The 24,505-nt window shown below is 75.2% G+C and carries 26 protein-coding genes and 1 tRNA gene; 19 read left to right on the forward strand and 8 right to left on the reverse strand.

Features of this window, described 5'->3' with window-relative positions:
- Positions 1 to 13 precede the first annotated feature (13 nt).
- The 3 genes from AB3388_RS07765 to AB3388_RS07775 all read left to right on the forward strand — a co-directional run bounded on the left by AB3388_RS07765 (position 14) and on the right by AB3388_RS07775 (position 3,338).
- Positions 14 to 1,402, forward strand: a complete 1,389-nt coding sequence (locus AB3388_RS07765; RefSeq protein WP_495410185.1) for an FAD-binding oxidoreductase — start codon at positions 14 to 16, stop codon at positions 1,400 to 1,402.
- Positions 1,403 to 1,521: 119 nt separating this feature from the next.
- Positions 1,522 to 2,925: an FAD-binding oxidoreductase gene (locus AB3388_RS07770; protein WP_495410186.1), complete on the forward strand. Its 1,404-nt coding sequence runs from the start codon at positions 1,522 to 1,524 to the stop codon at positions 2,923 to 2,925.
- Between the two features lie 104 nt (positions 2,926 to 3,029).
- Positions 3,030 to 3,338: a hypothetical protein gene (locus AB3388_RS07775; protein ID WP_495410187.1), complete on the forward strand. Its 309-nt coding sequence runs from the start codon at positions 3,030 to 3,032 to the stop codon at positions 3,336 to 3,338.
- Here AB3388_RS07775 and AB3388_RS07780 read toward each other — a convergent pair.
- Positions 3,335 to 3,796, reverse strand: a complete 462-nt coding sequence (locus tag AB3388_RS07780) for a YbaK/EbsC family protein (RefSeq protein WP_495410188.1) — start codon at positions 3,794 to 3,796, stop codon at positions 3,335 to 3,337. The genes AB3388_RS07775 and AB3388_RS07780 overlap by 4 nt on opposite strands.
- Positions 3,797 to 3,890: 94 nt before the next feature.
- On the opposite strand from AB3388_RS07780, the gene AB3388_RS07785 reads away from it, so the two are divergent.
- Entirely contained in the window at positions 3,891 to 5,186 is a 1,296-nt protein-coding gene (locus AB3388_RS07785) for an acyl-CoA dehydrogenase family protein (RefSeq protein WP_495410189.1), read from the forward strand.
- Here AB3388_RS07785 and AB3388_RS07790 read toward each other — a convergent pair.
- From AB3388_RS07790 to AB3388_RS07800, 3 genes are all read right to left on the reverse strand, one after another.
- Positions 5,176 to 6,141 (reverse strand): zinc-binding dehydrogenase, encoded by a 966-nt coding sequence (locus tag AB3388_RS07790; protein ID WP_495410190.1) that lies wholly within the window; start codon positions 6,139 to 6,141, stop codon positions 5,176 to 5,178. The two genes, AB3388_RS07785 and AB3388_RS07790, sit on opposite strands and share 11 nt — an antisense overlap.
- Positions 6,142 to 6,202: 61 nt before the next feature.
- Positions 6,203 to 7,210, reverse strand: coding sequence for a selenide, water dikinase SelD (gene selD / locus AB3388_RS07795; protein WP_495410191.1), 1,008 nt, complete (start codon positions 7,208 to 7,210; stop codon positions 6,203 to 6,205).
- Between the two features lie 28 nt (positions 7,211 to 7,238).
- A complete protein-coding gene (locus tag AB3388_RS07800; protein WP_495410192.1) occupies positions 7,239 to 7,820 on the reverse strand; it encodes a helix-turn-helix transcriptional regulator in 582 nt (193 codons plus the stop codon).
- 52 nt (positions 7,821 to 7,872) lie between these two features.
- On the opposite strand from AB3388_RS07800, the gene AB3388_RS07805 reads away from it, so the two are divergent.
- The 5 genes from AB3388_RS07805 (at position 7,873) to selB (ending at position 12,804) form a co-directional block, all read left to right on the forward strand.
- Positions 7,873 to 7,968 (forward strand) — tRNA-OTHER (locus AB3388_RS07805).
- Between the two features lie 81 nt (positions 7,969 to 8,049).
- A complete protein-coding gene (locus AB3388_RS07810) occupies positions 8,050 to 8,535 on the forward strand; it encodes an ABC transporter substrate-binding protein (RefSeq protein WP_495410193.1) in 486 nt (161 codons plus the stop codon).
- Positions 8,536 to 9,723: an ABC transporter substrate-binding protein gene (locus AB3388_RS07815; protein ID WP_495410194.1), complete on the forward strand. Its 1,188-nt coding sequence runs from the start codon at positions 8,536 to 8,538 to the stop codon at positions 9,721 to 9,723.
- Positions 9,724 to 9,751: 28 nt separating this feature from the next.
- Complete coding sequence (gene selA / locus AB3388_RS07820) at positions 9,752 to 11,068, forward strand: L-seryl-tRNA(Sec) selenium transferase (RefSeq protein ID WP_495410195.1); 1,317 nt, start codon at positions 9,752 to 9,754, stop codon at positions 11,066 to 11,068.
- Positions 11,059 to 12,804, forward strand: a complete 1,746-nt coding sequence (gene selB / locus AB3388_RS07825; protein WP_495410196.1) for a selenocysteine-specific translation elongation factor — start codon at positions 11,059 to 11,061, stop codon at positions 12,802 to 12,804. Before selA ends, selB begins: the two co-directional genes overlap by 10 nt.
- 64 nt (positions 12,805 to 12,868) lie before the next feature.
- Here selB and AB3388_RS07830 read toward each other — a convergent pair whose 3' ends face one another.
- The gene (locus AB3388_RS07830; RefSeq protein ID WP_495410197.1) at positions 12,869 to 13,024 is read right to left on the reverse strand and encodes a hypothetical protein; all 156 of its coding nucleotides are present in this window, start codon (positions 13,022 to 13,024) and stop codon (positions 12,869 to 12,871) included.
- A gap of 124 nt (positions 13,025 to 13,148) precedes the next feature.
- On the opposite strand from AB3388_RS07830, the gene AB3388_RS07835 reads away from it, so the two are divergent.
- Entirely contained in the window at positions 13,149 to 13,523 is a 375-nt protein-coding gene (locus AB3388_RS07835) for a PH domain-containing protein (protein WP_495410198.1), read from the forward strand.
- Positions 13,524 to 13,593: 70 nt separating this feature from the next.
- Here the strand turns inward: AB3388_RS07835 and AB3388_RS07840 are convergent, their stop codons facing one another.
- Positions 13,594 to 14,361 carry an enoyl-CoA hydratase-related protein gene (locus AB3388_RS07840; RefSeq protein ID WP_495410199.1) on the reverse strand — a complete coding sequence of 256 codons (768 nt, stop codon included), beginning with the start codon at positions 14,359 to 14,361 and terminating at the stop codon, positions 13,594 to 13,596.
- Positions 14,362 to 14,410: 49 nt separating this feature from the next.
- Here AB3388_RS07840 and hemW point away from each other — a divergent pair, with 49 nt between their 5' ends.
- The 6 genes from hemW to AB3388_RS07870 all read left to right on the forward strand — a co-directional run bounded on the left by hemW (position 14,411) and on the right by AB3388_RS07870 (position 19,898).
- On the forward strand, positions 14,411 to 15,598 hold the full coding sequence (gene hemW, locus AB3388_RS07845) for a radical SAM family heme chaperone HemW (RefSeq protein WP_495410200.1): 1,188 nt from the start codon (positions 14,411 to 14,413) through the stop codon (positions 15,596 to 15,598).
- Between the two features lie 12 nt (positions 15,599 to 15,610).
- Positions 15,611 to 16,471, forward strand: coding sequence for an oxygenase MpaB family protein (locus AB3388_RS07850; protein WP_495410201.1), 861 nt, complete (start codon positions 15,611 to 15,613; stop codon positions 16,469 to 16,471).
- A 70-nt stretch (positions 16,472 to 16,541) separates the two neighbouring features.
- Positions 16,542 to 17,429, forward strand: coding sequence for an ABC transporter ATP-binding protein (locus AB3388_RS07855; protein ID WP_495410202.1), 888 nt, complete (start codon positions 16,542 to 16,544; stop codon positions 17,427 to 17,429).
- Positions 17,426 to 18,175: an ABC transporter permease gene (locus AB3388_RS07860; protein WP_495410203.1), complete on the forward strand. Its 750-nt coding sequence runs from the start codon at positions 17,426 to 17,428 to the stop codon at positions 18,173 to 18,175. Before AB3388_RS07855 ends, AB3388_RS07860 begins: the two co-directional genes overlap by 4 nt.
- Before the next feature lie 20 nt (positions 18,176 to 18,195).
- A complete protein-coding gene (locus AB3388_RS07865) occupies positions 18,196 to 19,296 on the forward strand; it encodes a sensor histidine kinase (protein WP_495410204.1) in 1,101 nt (366 codons plus the stop codon).
- Positions 19,293 to 19,898, forward strand: coding sequence for a response regulator transcription factor (locus AB3388_RS07870; protein ID WP_495410205.1), 606 nt, complete (start codon positions 19,293 to 19,295; stop codon positions 19,896 to 19,898). The genes AB3388_RS07865 and AB3388_RS07870 overlap by 4 nt, the downstream gene beginning before the upstream one ends.
- On the opposite strand, the gene AB3388_RS07875 is transcribed toward AB3388_RS07870, so the two are convergent.
- The gene (locus AB3388_RS07875) at positions 19,895 to 20,281 is read right to left on the reverse strand and encodes a type II toxin-antitoxin system VapB family antitoxin (protein WP_495411444.1); all 387 of its coding nucleotides are present in this window, start codon (positions 20,279 to 20,281) and stop codon (positions 19,895 to 19,897) included. The two genes, AB3388_RS07870 and AB3388_RS07875, sit on opposite strands and share 4 nt — an antisense overlap.
- A gap of 224 nt (positions 20,282 to 20,505) precedes the next feature.
- On the opposite strand from AB3388_RS07875, the gene hrcA reads away from it, so the two are divergent.
- The 3 genes from hrcA to AB3388_RS07890 are packed head-to-tail and all read left to right on the forward strand — an operon-like array spanning position 20,506 to position 23,432.
- Complete coding sequence (hrcA, locus tag AB3388_RS07880; protein ID WP_495410206.1) at positions 20,506 to 21,528, forward strand: heat-inducible transcriptional repressor HrcA; 1,023 nt, start codon at positions 20,506 to 20,508, stop codon at positions 21,526 to 21,528.
- A 12-nt stretch (positions 21,529 to 21,540) separates the two neighbouring features.
- Positions 21,541 to 22,677 carry a molecular chaperone DnaJ gene (dnaJ, locus tag AB3388_RS07885; protein WP_495410207.1) on the forward strand — a complete coding sequence of 379 codons (1,137 nt, stop codon included), beginning with the start codon at positions 21,541 to 21,543 and terminating at the stop codon, positions 22,675 to 22,677.
- Complete coding sequence (locus tag AB3388_RS07890) at positions 22,677 to 23,432, forward strand: 16S rRNA (uracil(1498)-N(3))-methyltransferase (protein ID WP_495410208.1); 756 nt, start codon at positions 22,677 to 22,679, stop codon at positions 23,430 to 23,432. Before dnaJ ends, AB3388_RS07890 begins: the two co-directional genes overlap by 1 nt.
- A 42-nt stretch (positions 23,433 to 23,474) precedes the next feature.
- On the opposite strand, the gene AB3388_RS07895 is transcribed toward AB3388_RS07890, so the two are convergent.
- Entirely contained in the window at positions 23,475 to 24,473 is a 999-nt protein-coding gene (locus AB3388_RS07895; protein WP_495410209.1) for a pyridoxamine 5'-phosphate oxidase family protein, read from the reverse strand.
- Between the last annotated feature and the right edge of the window lie 32 nt (positions 24,474 to 24,505).

Consider the following 24,505-nt stretch of genomic DNA (forward strand, 5'->3'; position numbering starts at 1 on the left):
GCAGAGGAGTCCCGTGACCGAGCAGCAGGTCCAGATCCCCGCCCCGGCCCGGGCGGAGGTCCTGCGCGGCCTGTGCGGGGGCTCGGTGCACCTGCCCGGCGACGCGTCCTACGACCTGGCGCGCTCGCCGTGGAACCTGCAGATGTCGGACTTCCCGGCCGCCGTCACCTACCCGGCGTTCCCCGACGAGGTCGCCGACGTCCTGCGGGCGGCCGCGTCCGCCGACCTCGCCGTCGCCGTCCAGGGCACAGGGCACGGCGCGCCGCCGCTGCAGGGCCGGCTGACCGAGGCGGTGCTCCTGCGCACCTCGGCGATGACCGAGCTGTCGATCGATCCCGAGCGGCGGACGGTGCGCGCCGGCGCGGGCGTCCTGTGGGGCGATCTGGCCGAGGCCGCCGGCCGGCACCGGCTGGCCGGGCTGCACCCGTCGTCCCCGGACGTCGGGGTCGCCGGCTACACGCTGGGCGGCGGGATCGGCTGGTACGCGCGCCGGTTCGGCCTGCAGTGCAACACCGTGACGGCGGTCGAGCTGGTGCTGGCCGACGGCACGTTCGTGCGGGCCACCGCCGACGCCGACGCGGACCTGTTCTGGGCGCTGCGCGGCGGCGCCGCGCCGCTCGGCGTGGTGACAGCGCTGGAGTTCGAGCTCGTCCCGCTGGACACCGTCGTCGCGGGCTACCTGGCCTGGGACCTGGCCGAGGTGGAGCGGGTGCTGCCGGCCTGGGTCGACTGGTGCGCCGGCGCCCCCGAGGAGGCCACCACTTCCTTCCGACTGCTCCAGGTCCCGGCGATCGACCCCATCCCGCGCGAGCTGCAGGGCCGCCGGCTGGCCATGGTCGACGGCGCCGTCCTGGGCGAGGACGCGTCCGCCGCGGAGCTGCTGGCGCCGCTGCGCGCGCTGGCGCCCGAGTTCGACACCGTGGCCCGCGTGCCGGCCGCGTCGCTGGTCCGGCTGCACCTGGAGCCGGAGGGGCCGACCTCGGCCTACGCGAGCAGCACCCTCGTCGGCGGGCTGCCGGACGGGGCGATCGCCGCGGTCCTCGACACGGTGGGCCCGGGGTCGGGCACCCAGCTCGCGGTCGCCGAGCTGCGCCAGCTGGGCGGCGCGCTCGGCCGCCCGGACCCGGCCGGCGGCGCGCTGTCCTACCTCGACGGCGCCTTCCTCGCGCTCGGCGTCGGGTTCGAGGGCGGCCCCGCGGACTGGCCGGCCCAGCGCGCCGCGGCCGCCGCGTTCCTGGACGCGCTCGAGCCCTGGGCCACCGGGCGCAAGTACCTGCCGATGCACGACGACCGGATCGACACCCGCAAGGTGTTCCCGCCCGGGGTGCACGCCCGCCTGTCCGCCATCCGGCGCGGCGTGGACCCGCGGGACCTGTTCGTCGCCCCGCACGCCGCTTCCTGAGGCCTGCCCTCAAGAGCGGCGGGCTCGCCCGTCAAGAGGCGCGCAAGAGCCCGGCAAGGCCACGGGTCCACGGTTTCCGCAGACGTCGACCGGACGTCAACCGGAAGCAGGAGGAAACCGTGAGCTTCACCCTCGACACCGTTGTCGACGACGTCACGATCGACGCCCCCTTCGACGTCCTGGACGCCGTCATCACCGGCTCCGTGCACACGCCCGAGGCCCCCGAGTACGCCGCGCACGTCACGCCGTGGAACCTCGCGGTGCCGCTGACCCCGACCGCCGTCGTGGACGCGCGCAGCGCCGAGGACGTCGCCGCCGCGGTGCGCTTCGCCGGTGCCTTCGGCCTCACCGCCGGCGTGCAGGCGACCGGCCACGGCGCGGTCCCCGGCATCGCCGGGCAGCTGCTGATCAGCACCAAGGGCCTCGACGAGGTCACCGTGCACCCCGAGGGCTGGGCCCGCGTGGGCGCCGGCGTGAAGTGGCTGCGCGTGGTCGAGGAGGCGGCTCCCTACGGGCTGGCCCCGCTCTCCGGCTCGGTCACCGACGTCGGCGTCGTCGGCTACACCACCGGCGGCGGCGTCGGCCCGATGGCCCGCACCCACGGCATCGCGGCGAACAAGGTGCGCGCGTTCGACGTCGTCACCGGTGACGGCGTGGTGCGCCGGGCGACGCCGACCGAGCACCCCGACCTGTTCTGGGCGCTGCGCGGTGGCAAGGGGACCGCGGGCATCGTCACCGCCGTCGAGTTCGACCTCGTGCACCAGCCGACGTTCTACGGCGGCTCGCTGTGGTTCGACGCCGAGGACGCGCCGCGGGTCATCGAGGCCTGGCGGACCTGGGCGGACGAGCTGCCCGAGGCGGGGACGACGTCCTTCGGCCTGTTCCAGCTGCCGCCGATGCCGGGTGTTCCCCCGATGCTGGCCGGCAGGATGACGCTGTCCATCCGGTTCCTGTGGACCGGCGACGCCGTGGAGGGGGAGCGGCACCTCGACCGGATCCGTGCCGTCGCCCCGGCGATCCTCGACGACTGCTCGCTCAAGCCCTACGCCGCGGTCGACTCGGTGCACACCGACCCGGTCGACCCGACGCCGGCGATCGACCCGGCGATCCTGCTGTCGCAGTTCCCGGCCGAGGCCGCCGAGCGGCTGCTCGAGACGGCCGGCCGCGACTCGGGATCGACTCTGATCCTGCTCGAGGTGCGGGCCCTGGGCGGTGCCTACGCCCGTGCGCCGGAGCACCCGGACGCCTTCTGCCACCGGGGCGCGCGCTTCAGCGTCCTCGCCGTGGGGCTGGCGGCGGAGCCGGACATGGCCGCCCGGGCGATGGTCGACGCCGAGGCTGTGTTCGCCGCGCTCGCGCCGTGGGACAACGGCCGGGTGTGGCCGAACTTCGGCCCGGTGCACGACGAGCACTCCGCTCGGCGGGCCTACGACGAGGCGACGCTGCGCCGGCTGGCCGACGTCGTCCGGACCTACGACCCGGACGGCGTGCTGCACATCGGGCGGTGGACGCGCACGATCTGATCGAAGGTCCTTCCGCACTGTCCTGAACGGGGGGAGAGCGGACTACCTTCAGCCCCGGCCCGGCGGCACGCCGGACCGGGGCCGCAGTCTGAGTGGAGGTCGCCATGACCTACGGGTTCGTCATGGACGTGCCGGCGCCGATCGAGGCGTACGACGCGATCCACGCCGAGATCGGCCGGCGGGTCACGGGGCCGGTGGAGGGACTGCTGCTGCACCTCGGCCGGGCCACGCCCCGCGGCTTCCAGATCATCGAGCTCTGGGAGTCCAAGGAGCAGTACGGCCGCTACGACGCTGAATTCGTCCAGCCGGTGATCGCCGAGCTCTCGGCCGGCCAACCACAGCCCGGCGAGCCCGTCGTCGAGGAGTTCGAGCCGCGCGGGCTGATCATCCCGAGCGCCGCGCTGGTCAGCTAGGAGACGGCGGCCTCCTCGCCGCCGGTCGCCGCGAGCAGGTCGGCGTAGGTCAGGGAGACCATCGTGTGGTGGTCGCCGCCGCCGGCCCACAGCAGCGCGTACGCGGCGAGGTCGACGTCCACCACCGCGCGCAGCGGCGCCGGGTGGCCGACGGGGGCGACCCCGCCGACCTCCTGGCCGGTGGCGGCGAGGACGAACTCCGGCGTCGCCCGCCGCACCCGTGCGGCGCCGATCAGCGCGGCGACCTTGGCGGTGTCCACCCGGTGCGCGCCGCTGGCCAGGACGAGCAGCGGTTCGCCGTCGGCGTCGAACACCAGGCTGTTGGCGATCGCGCCGATCTCGACACCGAGCACCGCGGCCGCCGCGGCCGCCGTCGGCACCGGGGTGTCGAAGCGGCGGACCTCCGCCGCGATCCCCGCGGTCCGCAGCGCCGCCACCACTCGACTCACCGGATCCATGGCGAGCCAGTCTCCCCGACGCCGGCGGCCTCTGTCGGCAGCGCCCCCGCGGTGACATCGTTCGGTCCACCCAGCAGCGGGAGGAATGGACGACATGGCCATCGATTTCACGCCGACCGACAGCCAGCGCGAGCTCCGGCAGAACGCGCACGACTTCGCCGAGGCGGTCCTGCGCCCCGTCGGCGAGCGCATCGACCGCGCCGCGGACGCGTGGGAGGCGTTCCTCGCCGGCCGGGAGGCCTATCGGGAGATGGCGAAGGCCGGGTTCACCAAGTCGTTCGTCCCCACCGAGTACGGCGGCGGCGGGTTCTCGATGCTCGACTTCGCGATCGCCGCCGAGGAGCTCACGCGGGTCGACGTGAACGTGCCGACGACGCTGCTGGCCACCGGGCTGGGCCTGCAGCCGGTCATCCAGTACGGCACCGACGAGCAGAAGGAGCGGCTGCTCCGGCCGTTCTCGCTCGACGACCAGGGCGACCTGCTGGCCGCCTACGCCTTCACCGATGTCGGCGGCGGGGCCAACTTCGACTCGCCGGACCCGGACGGCGGGATCCAGACCGTGGCCCGCCGCGAGGGTGACGAGTGGGTCATCACCGGCCAGAAGCACTACACGACCAACGGCACCGGCTGGGACCGCACCGGTTGTGCCCTCTACACGGTGGTGTGCCGGACCGACCCGGCGCAGGGCGCCGACGAGTCGTTGGCGGTCATCGCGGTGCCCGGTGGGCTGCCCGGGATCACCGTGGTCGACGTCTACGACAAGGTCGGGCACCGGGGCGTGGTGACCCCCCGGGTCGACTTCACCGAGGTGCGGGTTCCGCTGGACAACCTCATCGGGGAGCCGGGGCGGCGCGGCCGGGAGATCGTCTCCGGGGCGTTCAGCTGGACCGCCGCGCTGATCGGTGCCGCCTGCGTCGGCACGATGCGGGCCGCGTTCGAGTACGCGCTGGACTTCGCGCGCACGGAGAAGCGGCTGGGCACCGTTCCGGTCATCGAGCACCAGAACGTCGGCTTCATGCTCGCCGACGTCAAGATGCGCATCGAGGCGTGCCGGTACCTCACGTGGAAGGCCTGCCACGACTTCGACCGCACCGGGGGACGTGCGGAGGAGCTGGCGATCATGACCAAGGTGTTCTGCTCGGAGACGGCGGTCAGCGCGATCTACGACTGCATGCAGGTGACCGGTGTCGTCAGCTACACGCGGGACAAGACGCCGCTGGAGCGCCTCATGCGGGACGCGATGGTCTTCCCGCTCTACGACGGCGGGAACCGGGGCGTGCGCCGGCGGCAGCTGCACGACATCCTCCGCCAGCCCGGCTACGACTCCATGCTCGCGGCGCGCGGCGAGGTGCCACCCTGGCGGGAGGAGGCGGGAGCGCTCAGAGGCTGAAGACGATCTTGCCGGCGGTGCGGCCCTCGAGCATCCGCTCGAACCCGTCGCGGGCCTCGGTCAGCGGGAGCTCGACGTCGATCTGCGGCCGGATGCCGGTGGTCCGGCACATCTCGATCAGGTCCTCGAGCTCCTCGCGGGTGCCCATCGTCGAGCCGATCACCGACAGCTGGGTGAAGAAGACCCGGTTCAGCTCCGCGCCGGGGTTGAAGCCGGTGGTCGCGCCGGAGGTCACGAGGACGCCGCCCGGCTTGAGCGACTTGACGCTGTGCGACCAGGTCGCCTCGCCGACGGTCTCCATGACGCCGTCCACCCGCTCGGGCAGCCGGGCGCCGGACTCGAAGGCCTGGTCGGCGCCCAGCGCCAGCGCGGCCTGCCGCTTCTCCTCGCTGCGGCCGGTCACCCACATCCGGTAGCCGGCGGCGCGGCCGAGCACGATCAGCGCGGTCGCGACGCCGCCGCTGGCCCCCTGCACGAGCACGGTCTGCCCGGGCCGCAGGCCGGACTTGACGAACAGCATCCGGTAGGCGGTCAGCCACGCCGTCGGCAGGCAGGCCGCCTCGGCGAAGGACAGCTCGGCCGGCTTGGGCAGCAGGTTCCGCCGGGGGACGGCGACCTGCTCGGCCATCGTGCCCTGGTGCAGCTCGCTGAACAGCGAGCGCTTGGGGTCGAGGGTCTCGTCGCCGGTCCAGCCGGGGCTGGCCACCACGCCGTGGACGACGACCTCGTTGCCGTCGGCGTCCAGGCCGGCCGCGTCGGTGCCGAGGATCATCGGCATCCGTTCCTCGGGCAGGCCGACGCCGCGCAGGCTGAACAGGTCGTGGTGGTTCAGCGACACCGCCTTGACCTGCACCGTCGTCCAGCCCTCCGGCGCCTCGGGCTCGGGGCGTTCGCCGACCTCCAGGACGGAGAGCGGGTCCTTCGGGGCGGGCTTCGAGACGAAGGCAGCGAGCATGCAGGCAACGTAACGAAGCCGCGTCGAGGCGGCGACGTGGGCCTTGAGCCCGAAAAAGTCCCTACCGGACGACGACGACGTATTCGCCGCGGGGGACCAACTCGCCGATCACCGGGGCGCCCGGGAGCTCGCCGCCGAGCAGCAGCCCGCCGGAGGTCTGCGCGTCGGCCAGCAGCAGCGCCTCGCCCTCGTCGACCGCGGACAGGTCGGCGTGCGGCCGCACCCAGTCGAGGTTGCGCCGGGTGCCGCCGGAGACGAACCCGCCGGCCAGCGCCTGACGCGCGCCCGCGAGGTAGGGAACGGCGGCGGCGTCGACCACCGCGGTGACCCCGCTGGCTCGCGCCATCTTGTAGAGGTGGCCGAGCAGGCCGAAGCCGGTGACGTCGGTGCCGGCTCGGATGCCCGCGGCGACCGCGGCCCGGCCGGCGTCGCGGTTGAGGGCGGTCATCGAGGCGATCGCCTCCTCGGAGACCTCGCCGGTCTGCTTCAGCCGGCTGTTGAGGACGCCGACCCCGAGCGGCTTGGTGAGCGTCAGCGGCGTCCCGGCGACCGCGGCGTCGTTGCGGATGATCCGGTCGACGTCCACGACCCCGGTGACGGCCATCCCGTACTTGGGCTCGGGGTCGTCGATCGAGTGCCCGCCGCCGACGTGGCAGCCGGCCTCCTGGGCGATCTCCAGTCCGCCGCGCAGCACCTCGGCGGCGAGCTCCGCCGGCAGCACGTCGCGCGGCCAGCCGAGCAGGTTCACCGCGACGACCGGCGTGCCGCCCATCGCGTAGACGTCCGAGAGCGCGTTGGCCGCGGCGATCCGGCCGAACGTGTACGCGTCGTCGACGACCGGCGTGAAGAAGTCCGTGGTCAGGACGATGCCTTGCCCACCGCCGATCCGCACGACCGCGGCGTCGTCGCCGTCGTCGAGACCCACCACGAGCTCGGCGGCGGGGTCGGCCGGCCCGGTGGCGGTCAGCCCGGCGACCACCGACTCCAGCTCGCCCGGCGGGATCTTGCAGGCGCAGCCGCCGCCGTGCGCGTACTGGGTGAGCCGCACCGTGGCGGGAGCGCTGGTCATGCCCGCGAATCTAGGGCGTGGGCGCGACTCAGGCCCTTCCGCCGGGCAGCACCACCAGCCCGCGGCGCGGGTCCGCCGGGTCGGGACGGCGACCGAGCGCCCGCCCGGCCGGGTGCGTCTCGGACGGGGCGCCGAACAGGGCCGGGTCGCGCCGCGGCGCGGTCTCCGTGGTGAGCTCGGCGCTGTCGATGCGGTCGGCCCGGAACCAGCGCGGCGCCTGGCGCTCCCGACACCAGCCGACGAGGAACCAGTGGTCGTGGCTGCGGGCCAGCAGGTGCGGCTCCACCTCGCGCCGGCTCAGCTGCCCCTTGCCGTCGCGGTAGCGGAGGACCAGCACACGCCGGCGCTCGACCGCCTGCTCGACGACCGTGCGCAGCTCCGCCGAGCGGCCGGCTTCGGCGCTCACCCAGAGGCTGGTGGCGAGCAGCTGCGCGCGCTTGCCGGCGTCGGGCTCGAGGACGCCGAGCACCTTCTCCAGCGCGCCCCGGCCGGCCTCGGCGTAGGGGCCGTCGGGCTGGGCGGCGAGCGCGACGGCGATGGCCGCCGCCTCCTCGGGCGTGAGCGTGACCGGGGACAGCGTCGCGGCGGGGCGGTGCTCGGTGCGGGCCATGCCGGGATGGTGGCCGCGCCCTCTGACAATTCCGGGACGTAGGCTGCGCGGCGGAGGCGTCAGGGTGCCTGGTGGCCCCCGCGGCCTCTAAAGCCGACGTGACCGAGCAGCTCGGTCAGGCGGGTTCGATTCCCGTCCGCCTCCGCCAAAGACTCCCGGCGCCCAGCCGGTCGTGCGCTACCGTTCCTTTGCGATGTGAGCTGGCTCACATCCCCTGGGAGGCCGAGACATGAGCGCACCCACGGACCCGGTCGGCACCCTCCGCGTGGTCGACCCCTCGCCCCTCAACTGGCTGTTCATCACCTGGAACACCATGGAGGAGCCGATCCGCATCGACGAGGCGGGCCGGACCGTCTTCTCCCTGGCCGAGTCGGCCGAGTGGCTCGACGACCGCACGCTCGAGCTGCGGCTGCGCCGCGGCGTGCGGTTCCAGGACGGCGAGCACCTGACCGCGCACAGCGTCAAGCAGAACTTCGACGAGATGCAGCGCTGGGCGGCGCCGCACCCGCCGGGCACCTGGCTGAACTTCCCCGCGCCGGAGTCCACCGCCGAGGTGGTCGACGACGCGACGATCCGCCTCCACCTCCCGGGGCCGGACGGGCTCGCGGTCGGCAAGCTCCGCGGCTTCCACGTCGCGAGCTCGGCGTTCTGGCACGGCAAGGACGCGCCCGGCTTCGGCTACAAGAAGTTCGGCTCCGGCGAGGGGCACTGGTAGGTGATCGACGAGCCGGGCCCGTGGGGCACCGGCCCGTTCACCCTGGTCCAGGGTGCGTCGTCGATCACCACCCGCGCCGCGATCATGAACGCCGATCCGTTCCGGGCGGCCTGGCTCATCGAGAGCGAGCAGCGCGACCCGCAGGTCGTGCTGGAGGCCAACCTCGACCACTGGAACCGCGAGGCCCGCGGCCCCCGCGTCGAGCGCGTGGTGTTCCGCAACGACCTCGCGCCGCACGAGGCGCTGCGCCTGGTCTGCGAGGCCGAGGGCGAGGTCGACATCCTCACCGAGGTCTCGCCGGCCGACGTGCAGCGGGTGCTCGAGTCCGCGCACGCCCGGCTGGTGGTCTGCGACGCCAACCGGGTGCTGACCGGGATCCTCAACCGCGGCAGCGACGCCCCCCTGCACGACGTCGAGGTGCGGCGGGCGCTGAACCTGGCCGTCGACCGCCAGGCCCTCGTCGAGCAGGCCTTCGGCGGCTACGCGTCGGTGATCCCGGCCCTGACCCCGCCCTGGTGCAGCGGCTTCCCGGCCGGGGCGGAGCCCTACGGGTTCGACGCCGTCCGGGCGCGGGAGGCTCTCGCGCGCGCCGGCTGGCCGGCCCGCCGGCCGCTCCGGCTGGCCACGCCCGAGCCGTTCGCGGGGATCGCGTACCTGCTCGCGGCGGGCATCCGTTCGGCCCTGGACCTGATGGTCGAGGTCCTGGTGGTGCCGGCCGAGGCGCTCCCGGCCGGGGCCCGGGCGCTGGTGGAGAAGAAGCTCGAGCTGCCCTGGGACGTGCTGCTGCACCCCTGGTTCGACCTCTCCTCCGAGGCGCCCCCGGCGGCGGTGCACCGCGAGTTCTTCGGGCTGGACGGCGCCTTCCGGGCCGGCCCGCCGCTGCCGGAGTTCGACGCGCTGTACGACGAGATGAAGGTGCAGCTCGACCCCGCCCGGCTGGTGGAGGTGGCCGAGCGGATCGACGCCTACGTGCACGACCAGGCGCTGGCGCTGTTCCTGTGCGCGCCGCAGGCGCTCTACGCGGTCAACGAGCACGTGACCTTCGCGCCGTACAAGACCACCTTCGAGCTGGCCGAGGTCACCGTTGACGGGCAGCACTGGTCGGTGGCCGGTACGGACGCCGGGACGGCGCGGCGGCCGGCGACCGTCGGGCCGACCTTCGCGGGGGCGTCGGGGAACGCCTGCTGAGCGGCGGGGCGCTTACGCTGCGGGTCTGATGATCACGGACCCGCGCCGGCAGGTGCCCCGCACCGACGCGCTGCTCGCCGACCCGGCGCTGGCCGCGGCCGGGGACCGGCTCGGCCGTGCGCTGGTCAAGAGCGCCGTCCAGGGGGTGCAGCAGCGCATCCGGGACGGCGAGCTGCCGGCCGGCGACGCCGTTGTCGCCGTCCTCGCCGCGCTGCCGGCGACCGCGGGCAGCCTGCGGCTGGTCCTGAACGCCACCGGCGTCCTCGTGCACACCAACCTCGGCCGCGCGCCCCTGTCGGCGGCCGCGGTCGAGGCCATGACCGCGGCCAGCGGCACCACCGACGTCGAGCTCGACCTGGCCACCGGCCGCCGCGGGCCGCGCGGGGAGGCCGCGCTCGCCGCGCTGCGGGCCGCCGTCCCCGCGGCCGAGGCGGCGCTCGTGGTCAACAACTGCGCCGCCGCGCTCGCGCTCGTGGCCACCGCGCTCGGCCAGGGCCGCGAGCTCGTGCTGGCCCGCGGCGAGCTGGTCGAGATCGGCGACGGCTTCCGCATCCCCGAGCTGCTCGCGTCGACCGGTGCCCGTCTCCGCGAGGTAGGGACGACGAACCGGGTCACGCTCGCCGACTACACCGGCGCGCTCGGCCCCGACACCGGCGCCGTCCTCAAGGTGCACCCGTCGAACTTCGTCGTCCGCGGCTTCACGCGGTCCGTCGAGGTGGCCGAGCTGGCCCCGGCGCTGGCCGGCACCGGCGTCCCGCTCGTTGCCGACGTCGGCTCCGGGCTGCCCGCCCCCGATCCGGCGCTGCCGGACGAGCCGGACCTGCAGTCCACCCTGGCCGCCGGCGCGGACCTGGTGCTCGCCAGCGGCGACAAGCTGCTCGGCGGACCGCAGGCCGGGCTGATCCTCGGCCGAGCAGGTCTGGTCCGGCAGCTGCGCCGCCACCCGCTCTACCGGGCGCTGCGGGTGGACAAGACCACCCTCGCCGGGCTCGAGGCGACGCTGCGCGGGCCGGTGCCGCCGGTGCGCGCGATGCTCGCCGCCGACGTCGACGGCCTGCGCGCCCGCGCCCACGCGCTGGCCGGAAGATTCGCCGCCGCCGGGCTCGACGCCCGCGCGGTGGACACCGAGGCGCGGGTCGGCGGGGGAGGAGCGCCGGAGCACCCGCTGCCGAGCGCCGGCGTCTCGCTGCCGGCGGAGTTCGCCGAACCGCTCCGGCGGGGCCGGCCGCCGGTGGTCGGCTACGTCGAGGCCGGGCGCACGCTGCTCGACCTGCGCAGCCTGCCGCCGGCGGACGACGACGCGCTGGCCGCCGCGGTGCTGGAGGTGGCCCGCCGGTGGACGTGATCGCCACCGCGGGCCACGTCGACCACGGCAAGTCCACGCTGGTCCGGGCGCTCACCGGCATGGAGCCCGACCGGTGGGAGGAGGAGCGCCGGCGCGGGCTGACCATCGACCTCGGCTTCGCCTGGACGACGCTGCCCTCGGGTCGGCGGCTGGCGATCGTCGACGTGCCGGGCCACGAGCGCTTCCTGGGCAACATGCTCGCCGGCGTCGGGTCGGTGCCGGCGGCGCTGGTCGTGGTCGCCGCCGACGACGGCTGGTCCGCGCAGACCGCCGAGCACGTCGCCGTCCTCGACGCGCTCGGCGTGCGGCACGCGCTGCTCGCCGTCACCAAGGCCGAACTCGCCGATCCGGCGCCGGTGCTGGCCGACGCCCGCGAGCGGCTGGCGAAGACCTCGATGGGGGAGGTGCCCGGGGTCGCGGTCAGCGCGGCCACCGGTGCCGGCGTGCCCGAAGTGGCCGGCGCCCTGGAGGACCTGCTCGCCCGGCTGCCGGCGCCGGACCCGGCCGCGCCCGTGCGGCTGTGGATCGACCGGGCGTTCACCATCCGCGGAGCGGGCACCGTCGTCACCGGCACCCTCGCGGCGGGCAGCGTGGCGCCAGGGGACCGACTGGAGCTGGCCGGCCGCGAGGTCACCGTCCGCGGGGTGCACGCGCTGGGCGAGCCGGTGCCGCGGGCCACGGCGACCGCCCGGGTGGCGCTGAACCTGCGCGGCGTCGCGGTCGAGGAGCTCTCCCGGGGGGACGCGCTGCTCACCCCGGGCGCGTTCCGCCGCACCGCGCTGGTCGACGTGACCCTGGACGCGACACCAGCGGATCGGCTGTCCGCCGAACCGGTGCTGCACGTCGGCTCGGCCACGGTGGCCGCCCGGCTGCGCCCGCTCGGCGGGACGGCGCTGCGGCTGCGGCTGGCCGCACCGCTGCCGCTGCGGATCGGCGACCGGGTGCTGCTGCGCGACCCCGGCACGCGCCGCGTGCTCGGCGCCGACGTGCGCGACGTCGACCCGCCGCAGCTGCGCCGCCGCGGCGCGGCCCGCCGGCGCGGTGACGAGCTGGCCGCGCGGGCGCCGGGGACGGCGGGCGCCGCCGAGGACCTCGACCGGCGGCGCGTGGTCCGGGCCGCCGACTTCGCCGCGATGGGCTGGCCCGAGCCGGCGGGCGCGGTCCGGATCGGTCCGTGGCTGCTGGCCGGGGGGCTGCCGGACGCGCTGGCCGCGCGGCTGCCCGCCCTGGTGGCCGACTGGCGACGGCAGCACCCGCTGGAGCCGGGGCCGCCGGTCGAGGTGGTCCGCCGGCAGCTCGAGCTGCCCGACGCCGAGCTGGTGGCCGCCGTCGTCCGCCCGCCGCTGGCGCTCCGGGACGGGCGGGTGGTGGCCGCCGACGCCGGGCTGCCTCCCGCCGTGCAGCGAGCCGTCGACGCGATCCGGGGCCGGCTGGCCGCCGACCCGTTCGCCGCCCCGGAGGCCGGCGAGCTCGCCGCCGCCGGGCTCGGCCCGCGGGAACTGGCGGCGGCGGTCCGGAGCGGGCAGCTGGTGCGCCTCGCCGACGGCGTCTACCTCGCGCCGGGGGTGGACGCCGAGGCGCGGGCCCGCCTGGCCGCGCTCCCGCAGCCGTTCACACTCAGCCAGGCCCGCCAGGCGTGGGGCACCAGCCGCCGCGTCGCCGTCCCCCTGGCGGAGTGGCTCGACGCCCGAGGCGTCACCGAGCGGCTGCCGGATGCCAGCCGCCGGCTGCGCTGACCCTGTCGTTCCGGACGCCGAACGTCCCCGGATCGGCCGCACCGAGTGGGGGACCTCGCGCCGGTCAGACGCCGCCGGCGCTGCGCAGGAAGCGCTCGCGCTCCTCGGTCTCCTCGTCCCGCTCGGGTCGACGCGACACGTCCACCGTCTCCACCATGTCCCCGGGCCGCACCTGCTCGGGCAGGTGCCGGAAGCGGTTCTCGTCCGCCCGCTCGCTCATGCGCACAGGGTGCAACGTCCTCCTGTCCCGGGCCAGTGCCGTCGTTCTGCATCGCCCATGGCTGGTGCGGGTCCGCAACGGCCTTGCAACCGTCCGTGATTGTTTCCTCGCCTAAAGTGACCCAGTGATCGACTTCTCCAACGGTTCCGTCTTCAAGCTCAGCCCCGCAAGCAACCAGGACATCGCTCCCTCGGTGGCACCCCTGATCATCCCGGGCGAGGACATCGTCGCCTGCTTCAAGGGCGTGAGGGACTTCGTGGTCTTCACGAACAAGCGGCTGATCGCCGTCAACGTCCAAGGCATGACGGGCAAGAAGCGCGACTTCACATCGCTGCCGTACAACAAGGTGCAGGCCTTCTCGATCGAGACGGCGGGCACGTTCGACCTCGACGCAGAGCTGGATCTCTGGTTCAGCGGGCTGGGCAAGGTCCGACTCGAGTTCAAGGGCAGCGCGGACATCCGTCAGCTGGGCCACATGATCGCGAGCTACGTGCTCTGATCCTCGAGGTTCCCGGACGCTTGTGCTCTGCCCACGATCGTGGGCAGAGCACAAGCGTGCCGGGGACAGGTCAGCCGGCCGGCACCCAGCGGGCCGGGCGCTTCTCGCGGAAGGCCGCGATGCCCTCCTGCCCCTCTTCGCTCGCGAAGAACCGGGCGGAGAGCTCCAGCAGGTCGTCGAAGGCCAGCGGCGGGGTGCCGGCGCGCAGCAGCCGCTTGGTCTCGGCCAGCGCGGCCGGGGCGCCCGCGGCCAGCGCGGTCACCTGGCCGGCCACCACACCGGACACGTCGTCGTCGGCGGCGACCAGGTCGACCAGCCCGCCGGTCGCAGCGGTCGCCGCGTCGAAGACCTCGCCAGTGAGCATCAGCCGGTGGGCGACGTGCGGCTGCATCCGCGGCAGGACCACTGCCGAGATCACCGCCGGCACGATGCCCAGCCGGACCTCGCTGAACGCGAACGTCGCCGAGGCGGCGGCCACGACGACGTCGCACGCGGCCAGCAGGCCGACCCCGCCGGCGCGCGCCGGGCCGCGGACGGCGGCCAGCACCGGCTTCGGCGAGGACCAGAGGGCCTGCAGGATCTCCGGGAACTCCCGCACACCCTGCTGCTGGGCGCCCCCGCCGGCGGCCTCGGACAGGTCCATGCCCGAGCAGAACACCCGGCCGGTGTGGTCCAGGACGATCACCCGCACCGCGTCGTCGGCGAGCGCGTCGGCCAGCGCCGTGCGCAGCCGCGCGCGCATCGCCCGGGACAGCGCGTTGCGGTTGGCGGGGGAGTCGAGGGTCAGCGTCGCCACCCCGCGCGCGACCTCGACCTGCAGCACCTTGTCGTCGCTCACAGCCCCGATCCTGCCGGTCGAGGGCGGCCCCGGGGGACACTGGGAGCAGATGGACACCTTCGAGCTGCCGGACGCCGCCCGCGACGGCCTGGCCACCACACCGTTCGGGCTGTACGTGCACGTCCCGTTCTGCGCCACCCGCTGCGGCTACTGCGACTTCAACACCTACACCTCCGAGGAGCTCGGCCCCGGCGCCACCCGCACCGAGTACGCGGGGACGGCGATCGCCGAGCTGCGGCGGGCCGCGGCCACCCTCGGCCCCGACCTGCCGACCGTCGAGACGGTCTTCGTCGGCGGCGGCACGCCCACGCTGCTGCCCGCGGACGACCTCGCCGCCGTCCTCGCCGAGATCCACCGGCTGTTTCCCGTCGCTGCCGACGTCGAGGTGACCACCGAGGCCAACCCCGAGACGGTCCACCCGCAGTACCTGAGCCGGCTGCGCGCGGCCGGGTTCACCCGGGTCAGCCTCGGCATGCAGTCCGCGGCCGAGCACGTGCTCGCGGTGCTGGACCGGCGGCACACGCCCGGCCGGGCGGTGGAGGCCGCGCGCGAGGCCCAGGCGGCCGGCTTCGAGCACGTCAACCTCGACCTCATCTACGGCACGCCCGGCGAGACCGAGGCGGACTGGACGGCGAGCCTGGACGCCGTCCTCGCCGCGCCGGTCGACCACGTCTCCGCCTACGCGCTCATCGTCGAGGAGGGCACCCGGCTGGCCCGGCGGATCCGCCGCGGCGAGCTGCCGACGCCGGACGACGACGTCCTCGCCGACCGCTACGAGCAGGCCGACGCGACCCTGCGCAAGGCCGGCTTCGAGTGGTACGAGGTGAGCAACTGGGCGATGTCGGAGGCGGCCCGCTGCCGGCACAACGAGCTGTACTGGGCCAACGCGAACTGGTGGGGCGTCGGGCCGGGCGCGCACAGCCACGTCGGGGGGCTGCGCTGGTGGAACGTCAAGCACCCGGCCGCCTACGCCGAGCGGCTGGCCAGCGGCGAGAGCCCGGCGCAGGACAGCGAGCTGCTCGGCGACGCCGACCGCGCGCTGGAGGCGATCATGCTCGGGCTGCGGCTGCGCGACGGCCTGCCGCTGACCGCGCTGTCGGCCACCGGCCGTGCCCGGGCCGCGGCCGCGGTCGCCGACGGCCTGCTCGAGCCCGGGCAGCACGCCGCGGGCCGCGCCGTCCTGACCGATCGCGGGCGGCTGCTGGCCGACGCGGTGATCCGCGACCTCACCGACTGACGCACTCCCGACATGGGCCGCCGCTTCGCCGTCCGCGACCGGATCGAGCAGCTCGACCCGGCCCGGGACTTCCGCGAGATCTACTGGCTGACCAGCGCCTACGAGTTCCCCTGGGACATGAACCAGGCGCTGTCGTTCGCGCTGTTCCGGACCTACGCGGTGCCGAGCATCGGCAGCCTGCTGGCGAGCACCCGCGAGCTGGTCGACCGGGTGCAGAAGCGCTACGACGACACCGTCCTGCTCCTCGAGGCGATCCTCCAGCACGGGCCGACCGAGGGCGACGGGCGGACGGCGCTGCGCCGGATGAACCAGATGCACGGCTTCCACCACGTCGGCCAGGACGACCTGCGCTACGTGCTGTGCACCTTCGTCGTCACGCCGATCCGGTGGCTGGACGAGTACGGCTGGCGCCGGATGAGCGAGACCGAGCGGATCGCGTCGGCCAACTACTACCGCGAGCTCGGCCGGTACATGGGCATCCGGGACATCCCGGAGACCTGGCAGGCGTTCGCCCGGCACCTCGACGCCTACGAGCGGGAGCGGTTCGCGCACAGCGACGGCGGACGCCGGGTCGCCGAGGCGACCCTGGAGCTGCTGAACACCTTCCCGCCGAACGACACGCTGCCGCCGGCCCTGGTGCGGCGGATGTCCTACGCGCTGATGGACGACCCGCTGCTCGACGCCTTCGACTTCCCGCACCCGACCCCGGCCTTCCGGGCGCTGGTGCGCGGCGGGCTCAAGGCGCGCGGCCGGGCGGTCCGGTTCCTCCCGCCGCGCACCGCGCCGCGGTTCGCCCGCGACCTGCCGCAGGTCCGCAGCTACCCGGACGGCTATGACGTCGCCGAGCTCGGCACCTTCCCCGTGACCGCTTGACACTTGTCACGCCGGACCGGCGACGTCTCGCACTGCCGCCGAAAGGCCTGGTCACGGCAGGCTCGACGGCGTGACCAGCCCGCTCGCCCTCGACGTCTCGAGGCTGTCCGTCCGCTTCGGCGAGACCTGCGCCGTGGACGGCGTCGACCTCGCCATCCCGCGCGGTCAGACCGTCGCCCTGCTCGGCCCCAACGGCGCCGGCAAGTCCACGACCGTCAACGCCGTCCTCGGCCTGCTGCCCCCGACGACCGGCACGATCCGGGTGCTCGGCCGCCCGCCGGCGGCGGCCGTCCGCGCCGGCAGCGTCGGCGCGATGCTCCAGCACGGCGGGCTGCCCAGCGAGGCCCGCGTCGGCGAGGTGCTCGACCTGGCCCGCCGCGGCTTCGCCCACCCGTGGCCGCTCGACGACCTGGTGACCACCGCCGGCATCGACGGGCTGCTCGGCCGGGCGACCGACGCGCTCTCCGGCGGCCAGCGCCAGCGGGTGCTGCTCGCCCTCGCGCTGGCCGGCGCCCCGCCGCTGCTGCTGCTCGACGAGCCCACGTCGGCCATGGACGTCGAGGGACGACGCGCTTTCTGGACGACGATGCGCGGGCTGGCCGAGCGCGGGCACACCGTCGTCTTCGCCACCCACCACCTGGAGGAGGCCGACGCCGTCGCCGACCGGGTGGTCGTCCTGGCCGGCGGGCGGATCGTGGCCGACGGCCCCGCGGCGCAGATCAAGGCCGGCGCCTCCGGCCGCACGATCTCCTTCACCGCCGCCGACGATCGCGCGTTCGCGGACCTGCCCGGCGTCACCGCCACCGAGCGGCGCGGCCGCAGCGTCTCCCTCACCACCGCCGACCACGAGGCCACGCTGCGCGCGCTGCTCGCCGACGGCGTTCCCCTGCCCGACCTCGAGGTCCGCGGCGCCAGCCTCGAGCAAGCCGTCCTCACCCTGACGGGAGCCGCCCGATGACCGCCGCCCTGCTGCTCTTCCAGCTGCGCCGCGTGGGCCGCAACAAGCAGTACCTCTTCTTCACCGTCCTGCTGCCGGCGCTGTTCACGATCTTCTTCACCAAGATCTTCGGCGCGCAGGCCACGTCGGCCGCCCAGTACCAGGACTACGCCAGCAACTTCCTGGTCTCGATGATGGCCTACGGCGCGCTCGGGGCCGCCCTCGGCGCGACCATCCGGCTCTCCTTCGACCGGGCGTCGGGCTGGCTGCGCCAGCTGCGGATCATGCCGGTCCCGCCCTGGTCGGTGCTCGCCGTCGACGTCGTCGTCGGCGCCCTGCTGACGCTGCCCAGCCTGCTCGTCGTCGCGCTGGTCGGCCGGTTCGTCAACGACGTGCAGCTGCCGCTGGGCACCTGGGTGGCCCTCGTCGCGACCCTCTGGGCCGGGTCGATCGCCTTCGTCGCGCTCGGCCTGCTCGTCGGGCTGGCGCTGGACGAGAAGGCGGCGGGCGGCGCGATCGGCATCCTCGGCGTCGTGCTGGCCGCGCTCGGCGGGCTGTGGGTGCCGGTTCAGGTCTTCCCGGAGGCCTTGCAGACGGTCGCGCACGCCATGCCCTCGTACTGGTACGCCGAACTGGGCCGCGACGTCGCCGCCGGGTCCGCGCCGGGCGTGAGCCCGGTGCTCGCCATGCTCGGGTTCACCGCCCTGTTCGCGGTCCTCGCCACCGTCGTGGGACGGCGCCGCCCGCTGCACGCCGTGAGCGGATGAGCGGCGCTACCGTCCGGTCCGTGGACCGACTCGGGCGCTGGCAGCAGATCGGCTGGGCACTGCCCTGGCTGCTCTTCCAGGCCTTCCCGATCGCCGACCTGGTGAGCACCCCGCGTCCGGCGGCCGTCCAGGTCGTCGCCGCCCTCGGCCTGCTGGCGTTCACCGTCGTCTACCTCGACATCTTCCGGCGGGCGTTCGGCGGCTGCGGGCCCGTCCTCGGCCGGCTGGCGGTGGTCGCCGTCCTCGGGGTCGCCCTGGCCGTCTGGCTGGGGCCGTCGTGGGCGGGCCTGATGATCTACGTGTCGGCAGCCGCCGCGGCGGCGCTGCCGGCCCGCTGGGTCGTGCCCACGGTCCTCGGCGCCGCGGCGGTCTGCGCGGGCGTCCTCGCGTCGGAGGGGTTGCTCGGCGAGCTGTTCATCCTGCCGGTCCTGTGCCTGCTCACCGCATTCGCGCTGCAGGGCACCCGGCGGCTGGTCTCGATGAACGCCGAGCTGATCGAGGCCCGCGACGAGCTGGCCCGCAACGCCGTCGCCGAGGAGCGGCTGCGCTTCGCCCGCGACCTGCACGACCTGCTGGGCCACAGCCTGTCGCTCATCGCGCTGAAGAGCGAGCTCGCCGGCCGGCTGGCCGAGCGCGACCCGGCCCGCGCCCGCCAGGAGATGGCCGACGTCGAGGCGGCGGCCCGCCGCGCGCTGGCCGAGGTCCGCGACGCGGTCTCCGGCTACCGGCAGGTCAGGTGCGCCCAGGCGCTGGCCGAGGCCCGGTCGGCGCTGTCGGCGGCCGGCATCGCTCTGCGCGCCCCCTCCGCCGTGCCGCCGCTGCCGGGCAGCGTCGACGCCGTCCTCGGCTGGGTGGTGCGCGAGGCGACCACGAACGTGCTGCGGCACAGCGGCGCCCGCGCGGTCACCGTCGAACTCACGCAGACCGAGGACGGCGCCACGCTGACCGTGACCGACGACGGCCGCGGCCCCGCCGGCGGCGAGGGCGCCGGGCTGGCCGGGCTCGCCGAGCGGGTCGAGGCCCTGGGCGGCCGGCTGGAGAGCGGCGCCGCGCCCGGGCGCGGTTTCCGGCTGTCCGCGCAGGTCCCGCTGGCGGTGCCGACGACGGTGGCCGCGCCGTGATCCGGGTGCTCATCGCCGAGGACCAGACGATGGTGCGGGGGGCGCTGCGGGCGCTCCTCGACCTGGAGGAGGACCTCGAGGTGGTCGCCGAGGTCGGCCGCGGGGACGCCGTGGTGGCCGCCGCCCGGGAGCACCGGCCCGACGTCGCGCTGCTCGACATCGAGATGCCCGGCGGCGACGGCATCGAGGCCGCCCGCGCGCTCGCCACCGCGGTGCCGGACTGCCGCGCCGTCGTCCTCACCACGTTCGGCCGGCCCGGGTTCCTGCGCCGCGCCATGGAGGTCGGCGCCTCCGGCTTCCTGGTCAAAGACGCCCCGGTCGCCGAGCTGGCCCGCGCGATCCGCGCCGTGGTGGCGGGGGAGCGGGTGATCGACCGGGAGCTCGCCGCCGCGGCGCTGGCGATCGGCGCGACGCCGCTGTCGGCGCGGGAGGCCGACGTCCTCCGCGAGGCCGCCGACGGCGCCACCGTGGCGGAGATCGCCCGCCGGCTGTTCCTCTCGGAGGGCACCGTGCGCAACTACCTGTCCTCGGCGATCGGCAAGACCGGCGCCCGGACCCGCGTCGAGGCGGCCCGGGTCGCCGAGGAGAAGGGCTGGCTCTAGCGGTTGCGCTGCTGCGGCGCCGGCACCGGCGGCTGGGCGGGCAGCGACTCGGTGGTGGGCCCGCTCGCCGGGTGGGCCACCGGCATGAGCGCGTCGAGGTCGAGCACCCGCACGTGGATCACGTTGCGCTGCTGCAGCGCCGCCCGCAGCGCCCGGTGCAGGCCGTCCTCGAGGTAGAGCTCCCCGTGCCACATCACCGCGTGCGGGAACAGGTCGCCGTAGAAGGTCGAGTCGTCGGCCAGCAGGGCGTCGAGGGCCAGCTCCCGCTTCGTGGTGGTGAGAGTGTCGAGCCGGACCTGCCGAGGCGGGATCATCGCCCAGTCCCGGGTCGTCATGCCGTGGTCGGGATAGGGGCGACCGTCGCGCACCGCTTTGAAGATCAGGGGAACGACCTCCGCTCTCCCGCCCCTGCCTGGGGCCGCCGACCGTTCCCACCCTAACGGGCGCCCCTGCCGGTCGCCGCTCCCTCGCCGGAGCGTCCGGTACGGCGAGGAGCGCGACGGGAAGGGCCGCCGGTCGTATGCTGGGCTGGCACTCGGTCCCTGCGAGTGCCAGGCCCCAGCACTGGCGTCGAAGGGCGCGTCGACCGGTACGGGGAGGTGTCACCGTGGCGCACGAGGAACGCCGCCTGCAGGTCCTGCGGGCGATCGTCCAGGACTTCGTCTCGACAAACGACCCGGTGGGCAGCAAGGCCCTCGTCGAGCGGCACGATCTCGGCGTCTCGCCGGCCACCATCCGCAACGACATGGCCGTGCTCGAGGAGCAGGGCTACATCACCCAGCCGCACACCAGCGCCGGCCGGGTGCCCACGGACAAGGGCTACCGGCTGTTCGTCGACCGGCTCTCGGCCATCAAGCCGCTGTCGGTGGCCGAGCGCCGGGCGATCGAGCGCTTCCTCGACGGCGCGGTCGACCTGCACGACGTCCTGGGCCGCACGGTTCGGCTGCTGGCGCAGCTGACCCGCCAGGTCGCCGTCGTCCAGTACCCGACCCTGGCGCGCAGCTCCGTGCGCCACCTCGAGGTGGTGCCCGTCGGCGCCTCCCGGCTGCTGCTGGTGCTGATCACCGACACCGGCCGCGTGGAGCAGCGGGTGATCGAGATCCCGTACGAGGTCGACAACGAGGCGGTCGCCGAGCTGCGCACGCTGCTCAACTCCGCCTTCGTCGGGGTCAAGCTCGCCGACGCCGGCGCCAAGGTGCCGGACGTGCTGGAGACCGCTCCGCTGCACCTGCGCGGCCTGGTCGGCACGGTCAGCGCCACGCTGATGGAGACCCTGGTCGAGCCCGGCGAGGACCGGCTGGTCATCGGCGGCACCGCCAACCTCGCGCAGAGCGGCGCGCTGGACTTCCCCGGCAGCGTCCGGCCACTGCTGGAGGCGCTGGAAGAACAGGTCGTGGTCCTGCGGTTGATGGGTGAGGTCGATGCGGGCACCGTGCTGGTGCGGATCGGGGAGGAGAACGCCCACGAGGCGCTGACGGGTGCGTCGTTCGTCTCGGTCGGGTACGGCTCCGGCGACCGCGCACTCGGCGGGTTGGGCGTCGTCGGCCCCACCCGCATGGACTACCCAGGCAACATCGCCGCGGTGCGAGCCGTGGCCCGCTACGTCGGCCAACTGCTGGCCGAGAGCTGAGGAAAGAGAAACTTGGCGACCGACTACTACGCCGTCCTCGGGCTGGCCCGGGGGGCGACGGACAGCGAGATCAAGCGCGCCTACCGGCGGCTGGCTCGTGACCTGCACCCCGACGTCAACCCCGACCCCGAGGCCAAGGAGCGCTTCCAGGAGGTCAACCGCGCCTACCAGGCGCTGACCGACCCCGAGAAGCGCCGCATCGTCGACCTCGGCGGCGACCCGTTCGACACCTCCGGAGTGGGTGCCGGCGGCAACCCGTTCGGCGCCGGGTTCGGCGGCCTCGGCGACATCATGGACGCCTTCTTCGGCGGGGGGACGACGACGCGCGGCCCGCGCAGCCGCGTCCGCGCCGGCGGGGACGCGCTCATCCGGATCGAGCTGGACCTGGACGAGACCGTCTTCGGCACCACCAAGGAGATCACCGTCGACACGGCGGTCCTCTGCGGCACCTGCACCGGCGCCGGCACCGCCCCGGGCACCCACGCGACGACCTGCACCACCTGCGCCGGGCGCGGCGAGGTGCAGAGCGTGCAGCGCTCCTTCCTCGGCCAGGTCGTGTCCACGCGCACCTGCCCGTCCTGCGCGGGCACCGGCCAGATCATCCCCGAGCCGTGCCCCCAGTGCGGCGGCGACGGCCGCGTCCGCGCGCGCCGCACGATTCCGGTCAAGGTGCCCGCCGGCGTCGAGGACGGCATGCGGATCCGGCTGACCGGCCACGGCGAGATCGGCCCCGGCGGCGGGCCGGCCGGCGACCTGTACGTCGAGATCGCCGAGCGGCCGCACCCGGTCTTCACCCGCGACGGCGAGGACCTGCACTGCCGGGTCACCCTGCCGATGACCTCGGCGGCCCTGGGCACCACGCTGAACCTGCAGACCCTCGACGGCGAGCACGAGCTCGACATCAAGCCCGGCACGCAGTCCGGCAGCGTGCTGACGCTGCGCGCGCAGGGCGCCCCGCGGCTGCGGGCCACCGGCCGCGGCAACCTGATGGTGCACGTCGAGGTCGTGACCCCCACCAAGCTCGACCCCGAGCAGGAGAAGCTGCTCCGCGAGCTGGCCGCGCTGCGCGGTGAGGACTCCTCGCACAGCACCCGGGACTCGCAGCAGAGCCTGTTCTCCCGCGTCCGCGACGCGTGGAACGGCCGCTGATGACGGCCTCGGGCGTGCCCGCGCTCGACGGCGCCCCGCTGTTCCTGCTCGACGAGCTGCCCGACGCCGGCGAGCTGCTGGTCGACGGCGCCGAGGGCCGGCACGCGGTCGACGTCCTGCGGCTGGGCGCGGGGGAGTCGGTACGGGTCGGCGACGGCCGAGGCGCGGTGATCGACGGCGTCGTCCTCTCCGCCGGGCCCGAGGGGCTGCGGGTGCAGGCGCAGGCCCGCTACGAGGTGCCGCCGCCGCAGCCGGAGCTGGTCCTGGTCCAGGCGCTGCCCAAGGGCGACCGCGGGCCGCTCGCCGTCGACCTGGCCACCGAGCTCGGCGTCGACCGGATCGTCCCGTGGACGGCGTCGCGCTGCGTCACCCGCTGGCGCGAGGACCGCGTCGACAAGGGCCTGGCCAAGTGGCGCGCGGCCGCGCGGGCGGCGACCAAGCAGGCCCGGCGGCCGCGGATGCCCGAGGTCACCGAGCCGATGAGCACCCGCCAGGTGTGCGGCCTGCTGGCCGACGCCGACCTGGCGCTGGTGCTGCACGAGCAGGCCCGCCATCCGCTGGCCCAGCTCGACGTGCCGCGGACGGGCACCGTCGCCGTCGTCGTCGGGCCCGAGGGCGGGCTCACCGACGGCGAGGTGGTCGCGTTCCGCGCCGCGGGTGCGCACGCCGTCCGGCTCGGCCCGGAGGTGCTGCGGACCTCCACCGCCGGCGCCGCCGCCCTCGCCGTCGTCTCCACCAAGACCCGCTGGGCCTGAGTGGAGTGGGAAAGTGGCGGTTACCGCCACTTTCCCACTCCGCTACAGGCGCACGACGGGCGCGGGCTGGCCGCGGCGGGCGGCCTCCTCGTGCAGGCGCCGCGCGAGCGGCCGGCCCTTGGCCAGGAAGCCGACCGTCCGGGTCAGCTTGTTGCCCGTGAGGCTCCAGTCGGTGAGCGGCCGCGCCACCCGCAGGTGCACGCGGCCGTCGGACGTGGGCTCCGCCGCGCCCACGAGGACGACGTTCTCCTGGCCGGTGAACGCCTCGTCGTGCCAGTGCGCGGTGAGGCAGGCGGGCCCGGCGCCGATGCGCACGCCGGCGGGTGGCTCCAGCAGGAAGCCGTCGGTCGTCCGGGTGGAGGACGGGCAGCGAACGGGCAGCGGCCAGCCGTCCTCGCCGACGACCGTGAGGACCGGCGCACCGAGCCGCTCGGCCCGGTCGGCGAACGGCCGCCAGTCACCGGCCGGCGTCGCCCAGCCCGAGCCCAGCGCGGGCCCGCTGGGCGGCGGGTCCGACGGCGGGGCGGTGGTGCCCTCGGGCGCCGTCCAGCGCTCCGGCTCGCGGTCGAGCCGCCCGTCCGGCCAGTGGAGCACCCGCAGCGGCGTGACCTGCACGTAGACGCGGGCGAAGTACCAGGCCATCCGCCGCAGCACCGCCTTGGGGACGCCGCGGTAGGCCTGCGGCAGCTTCGCCAGCGTGTCGTGGACGTAGCGGTCGAGGTTGGCCTGCAGGTCCGCGTCGCGCACCGTCGCCAGCCCCTGGACCAGGACGACCGCCGGGTCGCTGACCCCGGGCGCGATCCGCGAGGAGAAGAGGACGGCGACCCGCGGGTCCCGCCGGGCGCGCTCGGCCTTCGCGGGGTAGGTCAGGCCGGTGCTGACGTCGACCGTGGCGCCGTCCGGGCCGAGGTACGGGGTCACCGGCCAGGTGATCGGCCGGCCGCCGCGGGTGAGGCTCGCGTACTCGGCGGAGAAGCTGCGCCGACCGAGTTCGGCGAGGTCGGCCGGCCAGGCGACGGGAGTGGGGATCAGCGCGGTCACGGGGTGCTCCTGGGGTGCGGGGCTCGGAGGGA

The sequence above is a fragment of the Geodermatophilus sp. SMS 5-13 genome (genome assembly GCF_059428245.1).